Genomic DNA, 19472 nt, shown 5'->3' on the forward strand with positions numbered 1-19472 from the left:
CCGGAAAGGACCTTAGAGTCACCTCATGACGACCCCGATCCACCCTGCCCCCGCGGCCGGGCCCTCCGGGCGCCCCGGGCTCTCCGGCCGCCGGGCCCTGGTCACCGGCGGGGCGAGCGGCATCGGCCGGGCCTGCGCGCGGCGGCTGGCCGAGCTGGGCGCGCACGTCACCGTGGTGGACGTGCGCGCCGAGGAGGCCCGGGCGCTGGCCGCGGAGCTGGGCGGCGAGGCGGTCGCCGCCGACCTGTCCGACCCCGGCGCGCTCGACGGGCTCACCGGTCTCGACGCCGACATCCTGGTCAACAACGCCGGGTTCCAGCACGTCGCCCCGGTGCACGAGTTCCCGCCGGAGACGTTCGCGCTGATGACGCGGCTCATGGTCGAGGCGCCGTTCCGCCTCGCGCGGCTGCTCCTGCCGGGCATGTACGCCCGGGGCTGGGGCCGCGTGGTGAACGTGTCCTCGGTGCACGGCCTGCGCGCCTCGCCGTACAAATCCGCCTATGTCACGGCGAAGCACGCGCTGGAGGGGTTGTCGAAGGTGATCGCGCTGGAGGGCGGGCCGCACGGCGTGACCTCCAACTGCGTCAACCCCGGATACGTCAGGACCCCGCTGGTCGAGGACCAGATCGCCGGCCAGGCCGCCGCGCACGGGATCGGGGAGGCCGAGGTCGTCGAACGCGTCATGCTGGCCCCGGCGGCGATCAAACGGCTGATCGAGCCCGAGGAGGTCGCGGCGGCCGTCGCCTACCTCTGCTCGGACGAGGCGGCCTTCGTCACCGGGACCTCCCTGGTCCTGGACGGCGGGTGGACCGCGCGGTGACCGACGCCGGCGAGCCGGGCGCCCACGACTTCCTGGAACTCCTGGAGCGCGAGGCGTCCGAGATCGAGTTCGAGGGGCCGGTGCTGCGCGCCCGGGCGGCCGGGATGCCGGCGGCGGCCCTCGAACGGCTGGAGCTGGCCAAGCGGACCGCGCTTCGCGTGCGCGGGACGCTGCGCCGCCGCGCCCGCCGCGAGACCGAGCTGTCCGCGCTCTTCGACACCGCCCGCGACCTGTCCGCCCTGCACGACCTGGACGCCGTGCTGGAGGCCATCGTCCGGCGCGCCCGCCAGCTCCTCGGCACCGAGGTCGCCTACCTGACCCTGCTCGACCCCGAGCGCGGCGACACCTACATGCGGGTCACCGACGGCACCGTCTCGGCCCGCTTCCGCCGCCTGCGCCTGTCCATGGGCGCCGGCCTGGCCGGTCTCGTCGCGCAGACCGCCGTGCCGTACGCCACGGGGGACTACTTCGCCGACGACCGGTTCCGGCACGGCGCGGAGATCGACGCGGCGGTCCGCGAGGAGGGCCTGATCGCCATCCTCGGCGTGCCGCTGCGGGTCGCGTCGCAGGTCATCGGGGTCCTGCTCGCCGCCGACCGGGCCGCGCGGCCGTTCACCCAGGAGGAGATCGCGCTGCTGGGCTCGCTCGCCGCGCACGCCGCCATCGCGATCGAGAACGCCCGCCTGCTCCAGGAGACCCGGGCCGCCCTGGACGAGCTGAGCACGGCGAACACGCTCCTGCGCAGCCACAGCGAGGCCGTGGAGCGCGCCGCCGTCGCCCACGACCGCATGACCGGCCTCGTCCTGCGCGGCGGCGGCTTCGACGACGTCGCGACCGAGGTCACCGAGGTCCTCGGCGGTTCCCTGCTCGTCCTCGACTCCGCCCACCGCCCGCTGGCCACGGTCGGCGAGGTGGGCGAGGTCGGCCCCGAGACGTTCGACGCCGCCCGGATGTCGCGGCTCCTCGGGCGCACGGTGCAGCGCGACGGGCTGCTCGTGGCCTCGGTGGACGTGGGCGGCGAGCCGCTGTGCACGCTCGTCCTGCGGCGCGAGGGCGAGGTCCCCGACACCGACCAGCGCATCCTGGAGCGGGCCGCGCTGGTCACGGCCCTGCTGCTGCTGTTCCGCCGCAGCGTCGCCGAGGCCGAGGACCGGGTGCGCGGCGAGCTGATCGACGACCTGATCAACCGGGCGGCCGAGAACCCCGAGTCCCTCCGCGACCGGGCCCGCCGGCTCGGCGTGGACCTCGACACCCCCCACGTGGTCGTCGCCGCCCGGCACACCGGCTCCCGCGAGCGCGCCGCCTTCTGGGCCTCGTCCCAGGCCGCCCTGGGCCGGGGCCTGGCCGCCTCCCGCCCCGGCGAGGTCGTCCTCCTCCTCGAAGGCGACGCCCCCGGCGAGGCGGCCCGCCGGGTCGCCGCCGACCTGCGCGCCTCACTCGGCTCCGAGGTGACCGCGGGCGCGGCCGGCCCGGTCCACGCCCCCGCCGAGGTCGCCCCCGCCTACCACGAAGCCCGCCGCTGCGCCCGGGCCCTGGAGTCCCTGGGCCGCACCGGCCACGGCGCCAGCGCGGCCGAGCTGGGCTTCATGGGCCTCCTGATCGGCGACGGCCGGGACGTGGAGACCTTCCTGCGGACGACCCTGGGCCCGCTGGCCGACTACGACGCCCGCCGGGGGACCGCCCTCGTCCGCACCCTCTCCGCCTACTTCGACCAGGGCGGCAACCTCGGGAAGACCGCCCAGGCCCTCCACATCCACGTCAACACCGTCAGCCAGCGCCTGGACCGCGTGGCCAGCCTCCTGGGCGCGGACTGGCACCACCCCCACCGCGCCCTGGAACTCCACCTGGCCCTCCGCCTCCACCACCTCCGCACCTCCCCCTGACGCCCCCGGCACGGCGCCCGCGTCTCACATCCCCGGCGCCACCCACGCGCCCAGTACGGCCACCGCGGCCAGGTCGACGACGACCAGCGCCAGGACGACCGGCCGCGACACCCGCCGCTCCGGGCTCCGGAACATCCGCGCGAGGGCGGCGACGGCGAGCTGGACGGCGACCATCCCCAGGAGCAGGTACCTCAAGGCCGGCACCGCCTCCCTTCCTGTCGCGCCCCGGGCGCGGCGCGTGTCACAATCGGGCTCGGAGCGGACGAACGCGGCGTACCTGCGCGGGGGGCCCGATGCGACGACCCGTACCACTCGCCCTGGGACTGGGCGGCCTGCTGCTGTGCGCCGTCGCGGTGGCCCTCTACCTGGCCCGCTGTGACGCCTTCGGCCTCTTCCCCTACCTGGCCGCCGCGTACGTCGCCGGCGCCGTCCTCATCGCGGCCGGGCTGGTCGCGGGCCTGCGGCCGGGCGTCGTCCTGTCCCTCCTGGCGGTCGCCGGCGTCGCCGTACTCGCCGCCGCCGTCGCCTACATCGCCTTCCTCGTCTCCTTCTCCAACTGCTTCGAGTTCTGAGCCCCGGCGGCCCCCGCCCGCCGGGTTACGCCGCGGGGTTCCGCGCCGGGCTCAGGTGAGGACGAGGACGGCGACCGCGGCGGCCACGATCAGGGCCGCGCCGGACATCAGCAGCAGCGCCCCCGTCCTGCGGCGGCCCGCCGCGACCGGCCCGCCGGAGGTCTCGCCCCGGCCCGCCGAGAGCACGCGGACCCCTCCGGCGACGCCCAGCACCGCCCCGACGACCAGGAGAACGGCCAGGAGCGCTTTGACTGTCGGACTCATGTTCACCTCGGCAGACCGGTCGGTGGACGGTGGATCAGCAGATGACCAGGGCGATCACGCCCTCGACCCCGGCCAGCAGGCTGGTGAGCACCCCGGTGGCGCCGGCCGCCTGGATGACCGCGGCGCTCAGCCCCGCCGCCGGGCCGAAGAACACCACGGCCCCGGCCACCGCCGCGGCGAGGCCGAAGACCCCGGCGAGCACCGCCGGGATGCAGATCTGGCCGGTCGGGTCGGTGTTCGTGGCGGGGTTGCAGGCGGCGTAGGCGTAGCGGTTGGCGTTGCCCGGGTCGGCCAGGGTCGTGAACCTGTCGGGCTGGGTGAAGCGGCCCAGGCCGCCGGACAGGTAGCGGTGCCCGAGCTTGGTGAACCGGGTGGCCTGGTCCTTCAGGCCGCCGGTGTACTGGACCGGGTTGATCCCCGCCGCCGGGCCGGACTCGCTCGCCGTGGGGCCGTACGGCCGGTAGGCGTACGACGCGGTCACGCCGCCCGCGGAGTCCACCATGGCCACCACCGAGCCGAGGCCGTCGAGGGCGTAGGCGTGGGTCTCGCCCGCGATGTTCAGTCCCAGCGGGGTGCCGTGCCCGTCGCGCTCGACGTAGCTCGTCGCCCCGGCCCGGGTCACCGACTGGACCCACGGCAGGCCGAACTGGTCGGCCAGGCCGTACACGAACCGGGTGTCGCCGGCGGACACCAGCTCCACCTGGTCGGGGCCGGCGTACGTGTAGGCCACGCGGGCGCCGCCCGCCGGGGTCACGCCGGTCATCTGGCCCGCCGCGTTGTAGGTCATCGCGCCGGTCGAGGGGGCCGCGGTCTGGTTGCCGGCCCCGTCGTAGGAGAAGCCGCCGCTGGTGACGTGGTTGGCGGAGTCGAAGGTCAGCGACTGGTTGAGGACGCCGCCGATCTTCTCGGTGGTGCGGTTGGCGTTGGCGTCGTAGGTGTACTCGTAGGTGCCGCCGGGCATGTTGGTGGCCTTCGTCAGGCGGTTCGCCCTGTCATGGGACAGGACGCTCACCGTGCCGGTCCGGTTGTCGCGGAGCCACTGGCGCAGGTTGGTCGCCTTGGCCGGATCGGTGGAGCAGGGCTGGCCCGAGGCGTGCGGCGCGTAGCAGTACGAGATGTCGGACACGAGGTCCGCGGGGTCCGAGCCGCGCGCCGTGGCCACCCGCACGACCCGGCCGTCCTTGTCGTAGTCGGTCTTGGTGCGCATGGTCCAGGACGTGTCCGAGGCGTACCCGAACCAGGTGTAGATGCGCCGCCCGTCCTCGTCGTAGTGGAAGCGCCACCGCCGCCCGGACGCGTCGGTCATCTCCTGCGTCAGGTTGCGCCGCGTGTAGGTGTACCGGGTCGTGCCGCGCCCGTCGGTCAGCGTGAGCAGGTTCCCGGCCAGGTCGTAGGAGTAGCCCAGGTCGCCGCCGCCGGAGGTCGCGGTCCGCCGGGTGACCTGGTTCCGCGCGTTGTACGCCCAGGTGGTGGTGCCCGAGGCGTCGGTGCGCCGGGTCAGGTTCCCGGCCGCGTCGTGGTCGAAGACCACCGCGGGGGTGCCGTCGGAGTAGCTCACCCGGACCGTCCGGTCGCGCAGGTCGTACTGGTAGCTCGTCGTACGGCCGGCGCCGTCGGTCGCCGTCGCAAGGCGGCCGAACCCGTCGTAGGTGAACCGCCGCTCGCCCAGCGCGTTCCCGGTCGGCGGGGTGATCCTGACGAGCTGCCGGAAGTCGCCGCCGTAGGCGTACCGCGTGGCGTTGGAGCCGTTCGCCGGATCGGTCGAGGACTTCACGGTGCCGTCGTCGTTGTACTCGACCTTGGCCTTGGCGGCCAGCGCGTCCGTGCCCGAGGCCAGGTTGCCCGCCCCGGTGTAGGTGAACGCGGTCGTGTTCTTCTGCGCGTCCGTCACCGACGAGGGCTGGAAGTTCGCCGTCGGGTTCGTCTCCGTCGGCGGGTTGGCGTACGCGAACCCGATCGACGCGCCGCTGGCCGAGCGCGAGGTCGTCAGCGACTCGCCGTTGTTGGCCCCGTAGGAGTTGGCGGTCGTGCCGCCCATCGCGTTCGTCGCCGTGGCGACGTCGTGGAAGGGGGTGTAGGTGCGCTTGCGGACGTGCCCGCCCGGGTCCTCGACCTCGGTGACGCGCTCGCTCGCGTTGAGGGTGTACCGCGTGTGCGGCACCTCCGCCACCGGCCGCGACAGGTCCGTGTTCGGGTCCGCCACCAGCGTCTCGGTCGAGGAGGTGTACGCCAGCCGGGTGGTCGAGCCGGTCCCCGCCGCCGCGTCCGTCACCTGGGTCACCGACGTGACCCGCCGCGACCCGTCGTACGTGATCCTCGTCTCGTGCCCGAGCCCGTTCCTGATCGAGGTCAGCAGGTGGCCGCCGCCGTACCCGAACCGCACCACGGCCCCGTCGGGATACGTGATGGACGCGAGGTCCCTGGCGGCCGTGTAGGCGTACCGCACGTGCCGCGTCACCGCCGCACCGGCCGCCCGGCCGTACGACGCGATCACGCCGGGGGAGTCCGACTGCCCGTACTCCGCCAGCAGGCCGTCGCCGCCGAACCCGGTGTACACCGTGCCGCACGCCCCGCACGGCTGGCCGCCGCGCGGCACGTAGTCGACGTACTGCAGCCGCCCGCCGGAGTAGGCGAACTCGGTCAGGTTCCCGTTGCGGTCCCGGTTCTTCACCAGCCGCCCGTCGCCGTCGAAGTCCAGCTCGCGCCCGTCCTCGTGCGCGCGGAACCGCCACCCGCCGGAGATCCTCGTCAGGTCGCCCTTGAACTCCCTAGGCGTGTTGTAGGCCGTGGCCGAGCCCGACCTGCGCGTGAATCGCCCCGACACCCCGTCGGGCCCGACGTACGTCACCGACCCGTCCCCGGAGTCCTCGTGGAGCTGCACGTCGCCGCCCTCGCGGGCGCGCCAGCCGTACCCGTGGACGCCCAGCTCGGCGCCGGTCCCCACGAGCAGGCTGTTGTAGGCCACGCCCAGGCCCGCGTTCCGGCTCATCGCGGGCTGGACCAGGTCCGTGGTCCTGGCCAGGGCGTTCCCCGAGCCGACGTTGACCTTCAGCTCCAGGTCGCCGGCGAGCCGGAACGTCAGGAACGTTCCATTCCGCGTCGGCCCGGTCCCGACCGGGATGTCCACCCCGGCCGCCCGCGTCACCGTCCCCCGCGCCGGTCCCAGCACCGGCCGCGCGGCCTGCGGCGCCGCGTCCGCGGGCAGATGCCGTACGGCCTGAGCGGGCGGCGCGGCCCCGGCGCGCGGCACGGCGGCGCGCGCGGGGTGCGCTGGGGGCGCGATCGCGGTCACGGACGCGGCGGCGGCGACGGCGATCGCGGTGAGGAACGGGACAGGACGGCGGGCCATGACGCCTCCACAGAGGTCCGAAAACGCCCCAGACGCTCGTCCTCCCATAACCCTGCGTCAATCGCCTACCTGGACCCAAAACTCCCGAGTTAAGGAGAGTGACACCATTTGGTAAGACACTCCACCGTTTCCCCGCCCCACCCACCCCACCCAGCCCGACGGAGAGGCCCCCCTTTTCCCCGTGATTCCGCGCTTCCGCTCCACCGGGGGGCGGGTGAAGGTCCGGCGGGGGGCGGAGCGGAAGCGCGAGATCACGGGCGGGGCCGTTCCCCGGCCGCGGTGAGGGCGGCGGTCTGGGCGCGGAGGACGGCGATGGTGTTCCGGATGTAGTCGAGGATCGCCGCCGTCTCGCGCTCGTCGTACTTGCTCATCATCGCGGTCATCTCGCGGGTCAGGGCGGCGAAGACGTCGCCCAGGGCGGGCGTGCCCGCGGGGTGGACGAGGACGCGGCGGCGGTCCGCCGGGTCGGGGGCGCGGCGGGCGTGGCCGGCGCGTTCGAGGCGGTCCACGAGGGCGGTCACCGCGCTGGCGTTCATGCCCAGCTCGGCGGCGAGCGCGCCGGCGGTCAGCGGGCCGCGGCGGGTGATCACGCCGAGGGCCTTGTGGTCCACCGCGCTCAGGCCGAGGCGCCGCGCCACGGCCTCGTGGAAGAGCACGACGGCGGTGCTCAGCTCCCAGCCGAGGTCGGTGTCGTCCATGGCGCTCCTTTATTTCAATCCATTGAATAATCCACTATGTTGAAATATCTTAGCGCGCATGACACCTCGATCCGCGCTCGGGCTGGCCGGCGGCGCCGCGGCCTGGGCACTCCGGTTCTACGCGCGTCATCCCTGGCTCGTGGCCGGGCTGTCCCTCGTTCCCGCCGCCCAGCGCTTGGCCTCGCTGCGGTGGGGCATCCTCGGCGGTGTCCCGGGCGAGCTGATCGCCATGGCCGCCCGCGTCGCGCTCGTCTACCTCGTCGTCCGGCTGGCGTTCGCCCGCGACCCCGAGCTGGGGAGCCTGGACCGCGCCGCCCTGCTGCGCCGCCTCGGCGCCGGCGTGGACCGGCGCAAGGGCGACCTGTACGCCCAGGTCCCCGTCCTGGCCGCGGCCTTCGCCGTGGGCCACCTGCCCGACCTCGCCGCGGCGACGCTGGTCCCGCCCGGGTCCCGCGCCCTCGCCGAGGCCCTGGTCGTCGCCCTCAAGAACCCCACGGTCATCGCCCTCACCCTGCTGTGGATGGTCGGCGTCGCCCGCCTCCTCGCCCTGTCCGCCCCGTCCCCCGCCCCCCACCCCCGCAAGACCGTCCCCTGACCACCACCCCCTCCACCCACCCGCCCGCACGCCACCCCGCCCGCCGCACGGCACGCCCCGCCGCACGGCACGCCCCGCCGTACGGCAGGGCGCCCGCCGTACGGCCACCCGGCCCCGCCGTTCTGCGGACGCGCCGCGCGGTGGAGCGCCCCGCCGTACGGCCGGATGATCGCGGGTGGACCGGGTTCCGCGGGGCCGAGTGGACCTCTCGCCCGCCGGATCGCGGTTCTAGCGTGCGGGGCATGAGCGATCGGCAGGCGGACCGGGGCGCGCTCGCGCCGCTGCGGATGACGCCCGGGGAGATGCGGGGCCTGGGGTACCGGGCCGTGGACGAGCTCGTGGGGCACCTGGCGGGGCTGCGCGAGGCGGCGGTCGCGCGGCCCTGCGGGCGGGCGGAGCTGGAGCGGATGTTCGCGACGCCGTTCCCCGAGGGGCCGGGAGACCCCGGGGAGGTCCTCGCGACCGTGTTCGCCCAGGCCAGGGACACCAACACGCGCACGGACCACCCGCGCTTCTTCGCGTACGTGCCGGGCCCCTCCAACTATGTCTCGGCCCTGGCGGAGTTCGTCGCGGCGGGACTGAACGTGCACGCGTGCACGTGGGTGCTCGGTCCCGGCGCGGCGGTCGTCGAGCGGCGGGTCGTCGGGTGGCTGCGCGAGGTGTGCGGGCTGCCGGAGGGCGGCGGCGGGCTGCTGCTGAGCGGCGGGACCATGGCGAGCCTGGTCGCGGTGCACGCCGCCCGGGTCGCCCGGCCCGGACCCGCGCAGGTCGTCTACGTCACGGCCCAGACACACGCGGCGATACGGCGCGGGCTGCGGTTCCTCGGTTTCGCCGAGTCCCGGGTCAGGTGGGTGGGGCTCGACGCGGACCACCGGATGGACCCGCGCGCGCTCGCCCGCGCGCTGGAGCGGGACCGGGCCGCCGGCCGTACGCCCTGCTGCGTGATCGCCACGGCCGGGACGACGAGCACCGGGGCGGTGGACCCGCTGGAGGAGATCGCCGGCCTGTGCGAGCGGGCCGGCTCGTGGCTGCACGTGGACGGCGCGTACGGCGCGGCCGCCGCCCTCGCCGGCGCCCCGGAACTGGCCGGGCTGGACCGCGCCGACTCCATCGCGCTCGACCCGCACAAGTGGCTCTTCCAGCCGTACGAGTCCGGCTGCCTGCTGGTCCGCGACGAGCGCGCGCTTCCGGCGGCGTACGCGCTGAACGCCGAGTACCTGCGCGAGACGCGCCTCGGCGACGGCCCGGTCAACCTCTACGACCACGGCCCGGAGCTGTCCCGGGGCTTCCGCGCCCTGAAACTGTGGATGTCCCTGCGGGTGTACGGCGTGGCGGCCTTCCGCGACGCGATCGCGCACGGGATCGCCCTCGCCCGGCACGCCGAGGCCGAGCTGTCCGCCCGCCCCGCCTGGGAGGTCGTCACCCCGGCCCGCCTCGGCATCGTCACCTTCCGCCCGCGCCGCCCCGGTCTCCCGCCCGCCGCCCTGGACGCCCTGACCCGCGCGATCGCCGTACGCTGCCACGAGGCGGGCTTCGCCCTGGTCCTCACCACCGAACTGGCCGGCCGCCCGGTGCTCCGCCTCTGCGCCATCAACCCCGAGACCACCCCCGGCGACGTCACCGCGACCCTCGCCCACCTGGAATCCCTCGCCCAATCCCACCCCGCCGAATAGCCATAACGCCTTGACGGAGCTGACCGCGCGGTTTACCCGGATTGCACGGAGAACGCCGGGCACGGCCTCGGCGCGAAATCGCGGAACGGCTCGTTCGTCCGATGAGCGCCCCGAATCGGGTTTCCGGGGGGCGTCAGTCCCGCTCGTTCTGGAGGCGGGTCAGTTCTTGCTGGACGGTGTGTCGGGCGGTGGATATCTCCTGGCGGGCGGCTTGGAGGCGGCCTTGGTGGTCGGCGGAGTGCCGGTCGGCGGCCTGTCCGGACCAGGCGTCGGCGGGCATGGGGTGGGGCACGGTCCGCAGTGGCCGGTCGAGCTCGTCGATTCTTCGCAACAACGCCTGTAATTGCCGAATTCGCTGCTCGCGCGCCGGATCGGCCATCACGCCTCCTGTCGATCCCCGTTCTCCCGGGTCCCCGCGGGCCCCTGTTCGCGATGGTCTGTGCCCCGTACGATATCCCCGGTGGTCGCCTTGTGGAATTGAATGGAGCGAATGCCGTGGCTCCAGTGCCCCCGGGATTCTCGGGCATCAACCCGGCCCGCCTGCGGACGGTCGCCCAGAGCTACCAGTCCGCAATGACGGAATTGTTCGGGCTGATATCCGGCGTCGAACAGGCCGCCGGGGGAGCGGGCGTGCGCGTCTCGCTGAACGCGCTCCGCCGCTTCGCCGACTTCAGCTGGCACGCCTCGACCGACCTGAAGAGGCGCGCCGCCGCCATCGAACGCGAGGCCGCGCCCTGGGATCCCGCCCTGGCCGCCGCCCTCGCCGGCGTCCCCCAGGGCACCCGGGTGGTCGCCGACCAGCGCCTGACCCCCGAGCAGCAGCGCCTCATGGCCGACTCCGACGCCCGCATGCTCAAGATCGTCATGGCCAACGAGTCCGCCGCGAACACCCCCCACGCCCTCCGCGACCAGGCCCGCCTGATGGCCCTCCGCTCCCTGGACCCCACCTACGCCCACCACCTCCTCACCCAAGCCGGCCCCGAAATAGCCCGCCTGGGGCGCTGGTTCGCCGTCCGTCCCCCTGCCGAAGGCCGCCCCGATCGCCCGTCCCTCCCGCCGGGCCAGATCCTCGCCCCTGGCGACGCCGCCATCCTGGGCGCCTTCGGTACGGCCATCGCCGCCGCGTCCCGCAACAAGTCCGTTCCAGCGGCGCTCAAGAAGGAGCTGCAGGACCCCAAGGGCGACAAGTTCTCCCACGCGATGCTGGTGAAACACGGCCCCGAGGGAAAGCACTGGGATCCGCGGTTCCTGTCCGAGATCGCCAAGGCCACTTTGGTATGGCGCCGGGAGCGCCCGTTCCAGCCCGGCACAGGCGTGGGCAAGCGGCAGTGGTGGTCCGCCTCTTTCGACCACTGGATGGGCGGCGCGATAGACCACACACAGCGGTTCAACGCCGCCGAGAAGGACGCCATCGGCAAGGCCCTCATGGACCACGACCCCGCCGCCTCCGTCCTGACCAAGGTCAGCCAGAACCTCGAGTCCGCCCGCCTCCTCGCCTCCGACCAGAAGGCGGCGCGAGATCTGGTGATGACCGACTGGACCGTGGAGAACCCGGTGGACCCCACCAAACACCTGGACCTGTCGGAGCCCGCCGGTAAGGTGGTCGTCGCGGCCACCGCCGACCGCACCGGCTCCGAACGCGAACTCTCCTCACAAGCCGCCTTCAACCTCTTCAAGGCGACGTTCGAACATCGCGAACTGGTCGCGAGCGGTGCGATCTCTCATGACGTGGCGCCCTCGCTGACGCGCGGCCTGGCGACCATGGGACTGCAGCACATTCCAGCCCTGAAGCACGCGTTCACGAACGACGGCGAAAGCGTTCTGGAGAGCGGCGACACGGTACTGCTCAAGAAGGGCGATATGGCCGCCTACCTCACCACACTGGCCAAAGACCCGACAGCGCTCGGCATATTCCGCGGAGGGGTGGATCGAGAGCTGTACAAGGCGGCCAAGGAGGACCTCCTGCCAGGAGGCGCCGAGTACGAGACGATGAAGCAGGTCGGCCACCTCGCGGGCATGGTGGCGCTTGCCGCGTCGAATGAGCAGTACACGTCGGCGAAGTCGCGGGATGAGGCGAACGCGCGGGCCATGGTCCTGTTCGACCTGGCCTGGAACGTCGGCAAGCTGGCCGGCGTCCTGCAGGTCAAGGAGGAGAACCCGGCCGCCGCTTGGCTGAACTTCGCCGCTGAGAAGGGGGTGACCGAGCTCAAGGCTCCCCTGTTCGACACCGGGAACGGCGCGCGAGCGGCCATGGCGAGTGAGCGCGACTATGAGGTGGCCCTGGCGAACATGCGCATGCCGGTCGCACAGGCCATGGTCGATCTCGCCAATGAGGGAAAGATCAAATGGGGAAGCACTGAGATCGAGAGCGCCTCCGGGAGTGATGTTCCGCCAGTGCCCGAAGGGGTGTTCCGCGATGACAACGCCCGGCTCTCGCTGACCGACGACGCGATGGTGAGTCGGTTCAACTACTGGTTCGGGCGTCTACCCAGCCGCCTGATCGATCCGTACAGCAAGGCGAGAGCGGGCTTCGAAGAGGCGACCACCAAGCACAAGGTGTCGTGGTATGCCTAATCGGCCCAGGAGAAAGTCTTGGTCGGTAGGCCGATGGCGAGGATGCGAGCACATCCGGAATCGGCGACCAGAAGCTGGTCCTCGCGCCGCAGCAACTGAGCGGCCTTGCTGAGATTCGCGGTGTCACCGCTGCCTGTGATTCCGCTTGAGGGCATTGTTGTGCACGGCACTCGACCGCTATGGCCATCCATGATCGAGCCATGGGAACCATCGGGAAGACGCATGTCAACATATGCACCGTGATTCGCGGCGTAAGCGCCGCCTTTGCCGTCCGGCGCGATCGAGGCGCCCTGTGTTTCGTGGAGGATTCCGCGCTGGTGCACCCGCCGACTGACTTTGCCGTCCTGGAGCCAGACGAACTCTCTGGAGAGGGCGAGAAGGAGGGCTTCACCGTCGCGGGCGGCCGCGAGGACCTTACCGGATTTCGGCAGGCCCTTGGGATGTGGAACGGGCTCGAAGACGCCGGGGGCGGTTTCCTGGAGGAACCAGCCGTCCTTGAGCAGCCATACTTCGTCGGAAGGCGTTCGGACGAGGTGAACGCTGAGAGGATTCACCGTTTTCCCGACCGAGGCGACCCTTTCCGGAGGGGCGCCGGGGGCGAGCTTGTAGAGATCGACGACACCGCTCGAGGTGGCGACGGCCAGAAGCACGGCGCCATTGGCGTCGAGGGCGATGGAGAGAGGGCCGTTGGGTGGGGTGGGGTTGCCGAGGTTGGGGCCTCCGGCGTATTGGGAGACGCGGCCGTCGGGGGTGAGGCGGAAGACGGTGCCGGATTCGCCTAGGAAGAGGATGGTGTTTCCGGGGGCTTCGATGAGGTCTATGGGGGGTTCGATGCTGCCGGGGCCGCCGTCGGGGCCGTTGCCGGCGAGGGTGATGTAGTGGCCGGGTTGGGCTTTTGTTGTGGTCTGGGGGGTTTCGGTGCGTGTGCAGGCCGTGAGGCTCGCGGTGAGGGTGAGGGTGAGTGTGAGGGTCAGGACCAGGGGCGTGCGGCGCATCGGTGACCTCGGGGGGCGGCTTGTACCCGGTTGATCGACCTTAACTCAGGGTGGGGCGGGGGCGGCGCGGATCGGGCTGTTGCTGTTGCGCGGCGTGCGGGTTCCGGGCGGAGCGCGGGGACGCTTATCGGTTCTCTGCGCGGCAGCGTCCAATCCGACCCCACCGAATAGCCATTACGTCTCCGCGGAGCTGACCGGGTGGTTTACGCGGATTGTGTCGGGCTGGTGGGATAGCTGCCTGCGGGAGAATCAGGGAAAGGCGCGGCCTCGGTGGGATGGGTCCCCTTCTGGGGGCGTCAGTCCCGCTCGTTCTGGAGGCGGGTCAGTTCTTGCTGGACGGTGTGTCGGGCGGTGGATATCTCCTGGCGGGCGGCTTGGAGGCGGCCTTGATGGTCGGCGGAGTGCCGGTCGGCGGCCTGTCCGGACCAGGCATCGGCGGGCATGGGGTGGGGCACGGTCCGCAGCGGCCGGTCGAGCTCGTCGATTCTTCGCAACAACGCCTGTAATTGCTGAATTCGCTGCTCGCGTGCCGCGTCGGACATGGTGGCTCCTGTCGCTGCCCGGCTTCCCGTGGTCCCTGTTCGCGATGGGCTGTGCCCCGTACGATATCTCCGTCGGTGGACGTGTGGAATTGAATGGAGCGAATGCCGTGGCTCCAGTACCCGCTGGTTATTCGGGTATCAACCCGGCTCGTCTGCGAAGTGTGGCCCAGGGCTACCAGACCGCAAAGGCGGAATTGTCCGGTCTCATATCCGGAACCGAACAGGCCGCGAGCGCCGCCGGAGTCCGGATCCCCACGGCCGCCCTCCGCGCCTTCGCCGACTGGAGCCAGGACGCCGCCGCCGATCTCAGAAGACGCGCCGCCGCGATCGAGAGGGACGACGGCGGGTGGGACCCGGCCACGATCGGGCTGACAGGCCTGGGTGCCGGTGTCCTCGTCGCGCCCGACCAGCGACTCACGCCGGAGCAGTTGCGGGCTCAGGCCGACGCCGACGCGGCCAAGATCAAAGACGCCATCGCCAAGCACGGGCCGAACCGCGGCCGCGAGATCCTCGCCGTCCAGGCCCGCCTGGCCGCCCTCCACGCGAACGAGCCCGAGTACACCCAGCGACTCCTGCGGCAGACCGCCCCCGAGGTCGCCCGCCTCGCCCGCTGGCTCGCCGCCAACCCCTCCACCCCCGTGGACCCCCACCGCCCGGCCCGCAAACCCGGCGAGATCTTCAGCGCCGGCGACGCCGCCATCCTGGCCGGTTTCGGCACGGCCCTCGCCGGCCTCTCCCGAACCAGGAAGGACCAGATCCCCGCCGCCCTCAAAAAGGAACTACAGAACCCCAAGGGCGACAAGTTCTCCCACGCCATGCTGATCAAGCACGGCCCCACCGGCAAATACTGGGACCCCACCCTCCTCTCCGACCTGGCCAAATCCACCCTCACCTGGCGCCGCGAGAACCCCATCCGGCCGGTGATTCCCGGAGTGGCGCGGGATCCTCGCCCCAACCCCGCCGAGTGGTGGTCAGAAGCGGTTCCAGAACTCCGGCGCCCGTTCGCCAAAGAGGAGAAGGACGCCGTGGAGAAACTCATCGCAGACTTCGATCCCACGGCCAATGTCCTCAGCAAGGTCAGCCAGAACCCTCAGGCCGCCCGGCTACTGGTCGCGGATCCGCAGGCGGCGAAGGATCTGATCCAGAACGACTGGACCGTCGCCAGTCCGGTGACGCCCGGTAAGGTCGTCGATTTTTCGGACCCGGCGGGAAAGGTGATCGTCACCGCGACCGCCAGCAGGGTTCAGCCTGCGTCGAAGCTCTCATACCAGGCGGCACTGAACGTATTCCAGGCCACCGTCGAACATCAGAAGTTCCTTTCCAAAGAGGCACGCTGGCCTCATGCGTTGCCTCAGCGGGAGGAACTCACCCCGTCCCTGACGCGCGCACTTGCCACGATGGGGGTCGGATACATCGGCGACCTGAAGCTGGCGGTCCCGAACGCGACCGGGGATCCCACAATCGACGGCTCAAGGGTGATTCTCAACGCCGACAGTCTGAAGGGGTATCTGGGCGCGTTGGCGAAGGACCCGACCGCCCTGGGAATCTTCCGGGGTGGGATCGACAGGGAACTCGCCCGTGCCGCCAAGGAAGATCTGTTGATGGCGAAGACGGACAGCACGCGCGGGAAGGGGGATGCGGAAATCCGCCAACTCGGGGCTCTCGCGGGAGTCGCGTGGCAGGAGATGGCGAATCAGCGCTACTCGGCTGCCAAGGCCCGGGACGAGGCCAACGCTCGTGCGATCTGGGTGCTCACGCTGGCCCCGAAAGTGGCCGGGCTACCAGGTGTGCTTCCTGAGGTGCCTGAAGCGCAGAAGCCGGCCGCGGATTGGGTGAAGTTCGGCATCGAGCAGACGACCGGGGTACTTCAGAACACGGTGTTCGACACGGGGAACGGGGCACGAGCCCAGTTGATCAATGAAAAGGACAGAGAGAGGGCGATTCAGAATCTGCAGCTACCGGTCGCGCAGGCCTTGGCAGAGCTGATCAACGAGAAAGAGATCGTTCTCTCCGCCGGTCACGCGATTCCGCCTGAGATTCTCAGGGGTGGGCGCATCGTGCTGGATGACGGCGAGGAAGTCAGCAAGTTCATCCGTTGGTTCGCGCTGCTCGACAAGAACCTTCAGGAGCCTTATACCGAGGCCTCGGACGCCTTCCGATTCCACAGCAAGTAGATCGCATGCGGGTGGAGGCCGTCTCACTTCCAAGGAGACTCTTTGGCCGGCAGGCCGATGGCGAGTAGGCGGCTACAGGCCTTGTCTGCGACCGCTAGCTGGTCTCCGCGTCGAACGAGCCCGGTGATCTCCCCGAACTCCTGAATCCGTCCGTCGCCGGTCGGGCCGCTCACAATGCCGTCCGAGCAGGCCGTGCTCGCGATGCCGCGACCTGTCACCAGAATGCCCTGCCCGCCGTTCGCGTGGAAGCGGGAGATGTGGGACGAGCGGTTCGCATAATAGGCGCCGCCCTGGCCGTCGGGGGCCAGCGTGACTCCATCTGCCGCGTTGATCGTCCCGCGCAGTCGTACACGGCGAGCGATATGGCCGTCTCGGATCCAGAGCAACTCGTCGGTGAGGGCCAGAAGAAGGTCTTGACCGTCCTTGGCTGCGGCTAGCACCTCGGCGGAGCCTGGCAGGCCGGTCGGACGTGGAAGGGACTCGAGCCCTCCTGATCCGCTCGTCTTCGAGAGCCATCCGTCCTTTAGGAGGAGCACCTCGCCGGCAGAGTCGGTCACCAAATGTACGTTGTTCGGACTCTTCGCCTTACCTGCAGTAGTAAGGCGTTCGGCCGGGTTGCCCGGGGTCAGCCTATAAATGGTCAGGAGGTCCGCCTCGCTGATGGCCGCCAGGAGTATTGACCCGTCGGGTGCCAGGGCGATGCTGAGCGGGGTGAGGACCTCGTCCGCGCTCTCCCGGACCGGGCCTGTCGCATATCGAGTGGCGTGTCCGTCGGGTCCGAGACGAAAAACCGCTCCGGATTCTCCCAGGTAGAAGAGCGCGTTTCCCGGCGCCTCGATGAGGTCGACAGGGGACTGAATCGCGCCTTTGCCGCCGTTCGGGCCTACGCCCAGCATCGTGACGTACTGGCCGGGCTTGGCATGCGAACTGTGGCGTGGGTGCTGTGAGGTATTTCCCGTGCACGAGGAGGCTGTGCCCGCGAGGGCGAAGGCCAGGGCCAGATACAGGACTTCTCGACGCATAGATGACCTCGGGGGACGGCGTGTTCCCGGTTGATCGACCTTAACTCAGAAATGGGTGTTCGGTCTGGTGTCCGGGCGGGCGAGGGGGTGGGGTGGTTGCCCGAGGCCGGGAGATGGGGTTCCGGGCGGGTGGGCGGAGCGCGGGGCCTGGCCGTACCGGGCTGAGGGGGCGGTGGACCTCGGGGCGCCGACCGCTGGAACCTGACCGATGAGGCCGCTTCGGCCTTGGGCGAGGGTTCCGATGCAGGTCAAAGGCCACCTGCGTGATGTGCGAGTGGCCAGCCGGGAAGTGCGGCTGCCGCCACGCACGCGGCTGGACGTGCGTGGACGCGGGCCTGGCCCCGGTCGCGCATTCGGCTCTGGATCGGGGGCGGGGTGTGGGGCATCATGGGGTGGTGCGCGAGCTGGGGTGACTCCCGGTGTCGTGCATCGACCGTCGCGGGAGCCCGGGGCAACCGGGCTGAGAGGGCAGATGTAGGCGCTGCCGACCGCTGGAACCTGACCGGGTAATGCCGGCGTAGGGAGTATTTCGGATGACCGTCTTTGATGGGTCTGTTCTGCCTGCTCGCAAGACGTATCTGGCCGGGGGGAGGGCCGGGGTCCGGGTGCCGATGCGGGAGGTGCCGCTGACCGACGGCGGGGTCGTCGTGCTGTACGACACGTCGGGGCCGTACACCGATCCGGAGCACGTGGTCGATCTGGAGAGGGGGCTGCCGAGGCTGCGGGAGCCGTGGATCGCGGCGCGGCGGCCGGGGGAGACGCAGCGGGGGCTCGCGCGGCGGGGGGTGATCACGCCGGAGATGGAGTTCGTGGCGATCCGCGAAGGGGTCGAGCCCGAGGTCGTGCGCGAGGAGATCGCGGCGGGGCGGGCCGTGCTGCCGGCCGGCCGCAGGCACCCCGAGACCGAGCCGATGATCATCGGCAGGCGGTTCCTGGTGAAGATCAACGCGAACATCGGGAACTCGGCCACCACGTCCTCGCTGGAGGAGGAGGTGGACAAGATGCGGTGGGCCATCCGGTGGGGCGCGGACACGGTGATGGACCTGTCCACCGGCAGGCGCATCCACGAGACGCGGGAGTGGATCCTGCGGAACTCGCCGGTGCCGATCGGGACCGTGCCGATCTACCAGGCGCTGGAGAAGGTGAAGGGCGACCCGGCCAGGCTGTCGTGGGAGGTGTTCCGCGACACCGTGGTCGAGCAGTGCGAGCAGGGCGTCGACTACATGACCGTCCACCCCGGCGTGCGCCTGCCGTACGTGCCGCTCACCGCGAGGCGGAAGACCGGGATCGTGAGCCGGGGCGGGTCGCTGATGGCCGCGTGGTGCCTGGCGCATCACGAGGAGAACTTCATCTACACGAACTTCGCGGAGCTGTGCGAGATCTTCGCCGAGTACGACGTGACGTTCTCGCTCGGCGACGGGCTGCGGCCGGGGTCGATCCACGACGCGAACGACGAGGCGCAGTTCGCCGAGCTGCGCACGCTGGGCGAGCTGACGCGGATCGCGTGGGAGCACGACTGCCAGGTCATGGTCGAGGGCCCCGGGCACGTCCCGATGCACAAGATCGAGGAGAACGTCCGGCTGCAGCAGGAGCTCTGCGGCGAGGCCCCCTTCTACACGCTCGGCCCGCTGACCACGGACATCGCGCCCGGGTACGACCACATCACCTCGGCCATCGGCGCGGCGATGATCGGCTGGTACGGCACCGCGATGCTCTGTTACGTCACGCCGAAGGAACACCTCGGCCTGCCGGACAAGGACGACGTGAAGGCGGGCGTGATCGCGTACAAGATCGCGGCGCACGCGGCGGACCTGGCCAAGGGCCATCCGGGCGCGCAGGCGTGGGACGACGCGCTGTCGGACGCGCGGTTCGAGTTCCGCTGGGAGGACCAGTTCAACCTGGCCCTCGACCCGGACACGGCCCGCGCCTACCACGACGAGACGCTGCCTGCGGCCCCGGCCAAGACCGCCCATTTCTGCTCGATGTGCGGCCCCCACTTCTGCGCCATGAAGATCACGCAGGACGTGCGGGCGTACGCCGAGGCGCGGGGGCCGGCCGCGGAGGACGCCATCGCGGAGGGCATGCGGGAGAAGTCCGCGGAGTTCGCGGACCGGGGCGGCCGCGTCTACCTCCCACTGGACCCCGCCTAGACGGTTCTCGTCACCGGCGCCGTGCCTGCTGCCCGGATTTATACGTATATATCCGGCACGCCGTCACCCCACCCCGGACCGCCCCCGCGGCCCGGGGTGATCAGGGAGTTGCAAGCGGGGTGCAAGGGCCGGAACTACGGTGGGGCGCGGTTGATCGGCGG

Annotated in this window: 16 protein-coding genes and 1 riboswitch; of the genes, 8 read left to right on the plus strand and 8 right to left on the minus strand. The window is 71.4% G+C overall.

What is annotated here, in order from left to right; translation table 11 throughout:
- Window positions 1–25: 25 nt before the first annotated feature.
- Entirely contained in the window at window positions 26–820 is a 795-nt protein-coding gene (locus D5H75_RS28985) for a 3-hydroxybutyrate dehydrogenase (protein WP_119929730.1), read from the plus strand.
- Complete coding sequence (locus tag D5H75_RS28990) at window positions 817–2703, plus strand: helix-turn-helix domain-containing protein (RefSeq protein ID WP_242454583.1); 1887 nt, start codon at window positions 817–819, stop codon at window positions 2701–2703. The genes D5H75_RS28985 and D5H75_RS28990 overlap by 4 nt, the downstream gene beginning before the upstream one ends.
- A 24-nt stretch (window positions 2704–2727) precedes the next feature.
- Here D5H75_RS28990 and D5H75_RS28995 read toward each other — a convergent pair whose 3' ends face one another.
- Complete coding sequence (locus D5H75_RS28995) at window positions 2728–2907, minus strand: hypothetical protein (protein WP_119929731.1); 180 nt, start codon at window positions 2905–2907, stop codon at window positions 2728–2730.
- A gap of 89 nt (window positions 2908–2996) precedes the next feature.
- Between D5H75_RS28995 and D5H75_RS29000 the strand changes: the two genes are divergently transcribed.
- Complete coding sequence (locus tag D5H75_RS29000; protein ID WP_119929732.1) at window positions 2997–3275, plus strand: hypothetical protein; 279 nt, start codon at window positions 2997–2999, stop codon at window positions 3273–3275.
- Window positions 3276–3326: 51 nt separating this feature from the next.
- Here the strand turns inward: D5H75_RS29000 and D5H75_RS29005 are convergent, their stop codons facing one another.
- The 3 genes from D5H75_RS29005 to D5H75_RS29015 all read right to left on the minus strand — a co-directional run bounded on the left by D5H75_RS29005 (window position 3327) and on the right by D5H75_RS29015 (window position 7586).
- Window positions 3327–3539: a hypothetical protein gene (locus D5H75_RS29005; RefSeq protein WP_119929733.1), complete on the minus strand. Its 213-nt coding sequence runs from the start codon at window positions 3537–3539 to the stop codon at window positions 3327–3329.
- Window positions 3540–3573: 34 nt separating this feature from the next.
- Window positions 3574–6888 (minus strand): RHS repeat-associated core domain-containing protein, encoded by a 3315-nt coding sequence (locus D5H75_RS29010; protein ID WP_119929734.1) that lies wholly within the window; start codon window positions 6886–6888, stop codon window positions 3574–3576.
- A 251-nt stretch (window positions 6889–7139) separates the two neighbouring features.
- Entirely contained in the window at window positions 7140–7586 is a 447-nt protein-coding gene (locus tag D5H75_RS29015) for a MarR family winged helix-turn-helix transcriptional regulator (RefSeq protein WP_119929735.1), read from the minus strand.
- A gap of 58 nt (window positions 7587–7644) precedes the next feature.
- On the opposite strand from D5H75_RS29015, the gene D5H75_RS29020 reads away from it, so the two are divergent.
- Both D5H75_RS29020 and D5H75_RS29025 read left to right on the plus strand, forming a co-directional pair.
- Window positions 7645–8181 carry a hypothetical protein gene (locus D5H75_RS29020; RefSeq protein WP_119929736.1) on the plus strand — a complete coding sequence of 179 codons (537 nt, stop codon included), beginning with the start codon at window positions 7645–7647 and terminating at the stop codon, window positions 8179–8181.
- Between the two features lie 242 nt (window positions 8182–8423).
- Window positions 8424–9854, plus strand: a complete 1431-nt coding sequence (locus D5H75_RS29025) for a pyridoxal phosphate-dependent decarboxylase family protein (RefSeq protein WP_119929737.1) — start codon at window positions 8424–8426, stop codon at window positions 9852–9854.
- Between the two features lie 133 nt (window positions 9855–9987).
- Here D5H75_RS29025 and D5H75_RS29030 read toward each other — a convergent pair whose 3' ends face one another.
- Window positions 9988–10233, minus strand: a complete 246-nt coding sequence (locus tag D5H75_RS29030; protein WP_119929738.1) for a hypothetical protein — start codon at window positions 10231–10233, stop codon at window positions 9988–9990.
- A gap of 194 nt (window positions 10234–10427) precedes the next feature.
- Here D5H75_RS29030 and D5H75_RS41990 point away from each other — a divergent pair, with 194 nt between their 5' ends.
- Window positions 10428–12428, plus strand: coding sequence for a hypothetical protein (locus D5H75_RS41990; protein ID WP_202638597.1), 2001 nt, complete (start codon window positions 10428–10430; stop codon window positions 12426–12428).
- Here the strand turns inward: D5H75_RS41990 and D5H75_RS40965 are convergent.
- Window positions 12425–13423 carry a lactonase family protein gene (locus tag D5H75_RS40965; protein ID WP_147425302.1) on the minus strand — a complete coding sequence of 333 codons (999 nt, stop codon included), beginning with the start codon at window positions 13421–13423 and terminating at the stop codon, window positions 12425–12427. The genes D5H75_RS41990 and D5H75_RS40965 overlap by 4 nt on opposite strands.
- Window positions 13424–13719: 296 nt before the next feature.
- Window positions 13720–13965, minus strand: a complete 246-nt coding sequence (locus D5H75_RS29045; RefSeq protein WP_119929740.1) for a hypothetical protein — start codon at window positions 13963–13965, stop codon at window positions 13720–13722.
- Window positions 13966–14126: 161 nt separating this feature from the next.
- On the opposite strand from D5H75_RS29045, the gene D5H75_RS29050 reads away from it, so the two are divergent.
- Complete coding sequence (locus D5H75_RS29050) at window positions 14127–16139, plus strand: hypothetical protein (RefSeq protein WP_119929741.1); 2013 nt, start codon at window positions 14127–14129, stop codon at window positions 16137–16139.
- 23 nt (window positions 16140–16162) lie between these two features.
- Here the strand turns inward: D5H75_RS29050 and D5H75_RS29055 are convergent, their stop codons facing one another.
- Complete coding sequence (locus D5H75_RS29055) at window positions 16163–17035, minus strand: hypothetical protein (protein WP_147425303.1); 873 nt, start codon at window positions 17033–17035, stop codon at window positions 16163–16165.
- A gap of 554 nt (window positions 17036–17589) precedes the next feature.
- Window positions 17590–17706: riboswitch (TPP riboswitch) on the plus strand.
- Here D5H75_RS29055 and thiC point away from each other — a divergent pair.
- Complete coding sequence (gene thiC, locus D5H75_RS29060) at window positions 17695–19311, plus strand: phosphomethylpyrimidine synthase ThiC (protein ID WP_119929743.1); 1617 nt, start codon at window positions 17695–17697, stop codon at window positions 19309–19311. (Overlaps the previous riboswitch by 12 nt.)
- The last annotated feature ends 161 nt before the right edge of the window (window positions 19312–19472 follow it).

Source organism: Bailinhaonella thermotolerans, from assembly GCF_003594875.1.
In the GTDB taxonomy this organism is placed as follows: domain Bacteria; phylum Actinomycetota; class Actinomycetes; order Streptosporangiales; family Streptosporangiaceae; genus Bailinhaonella; species Bailinhaonella thermotolerans.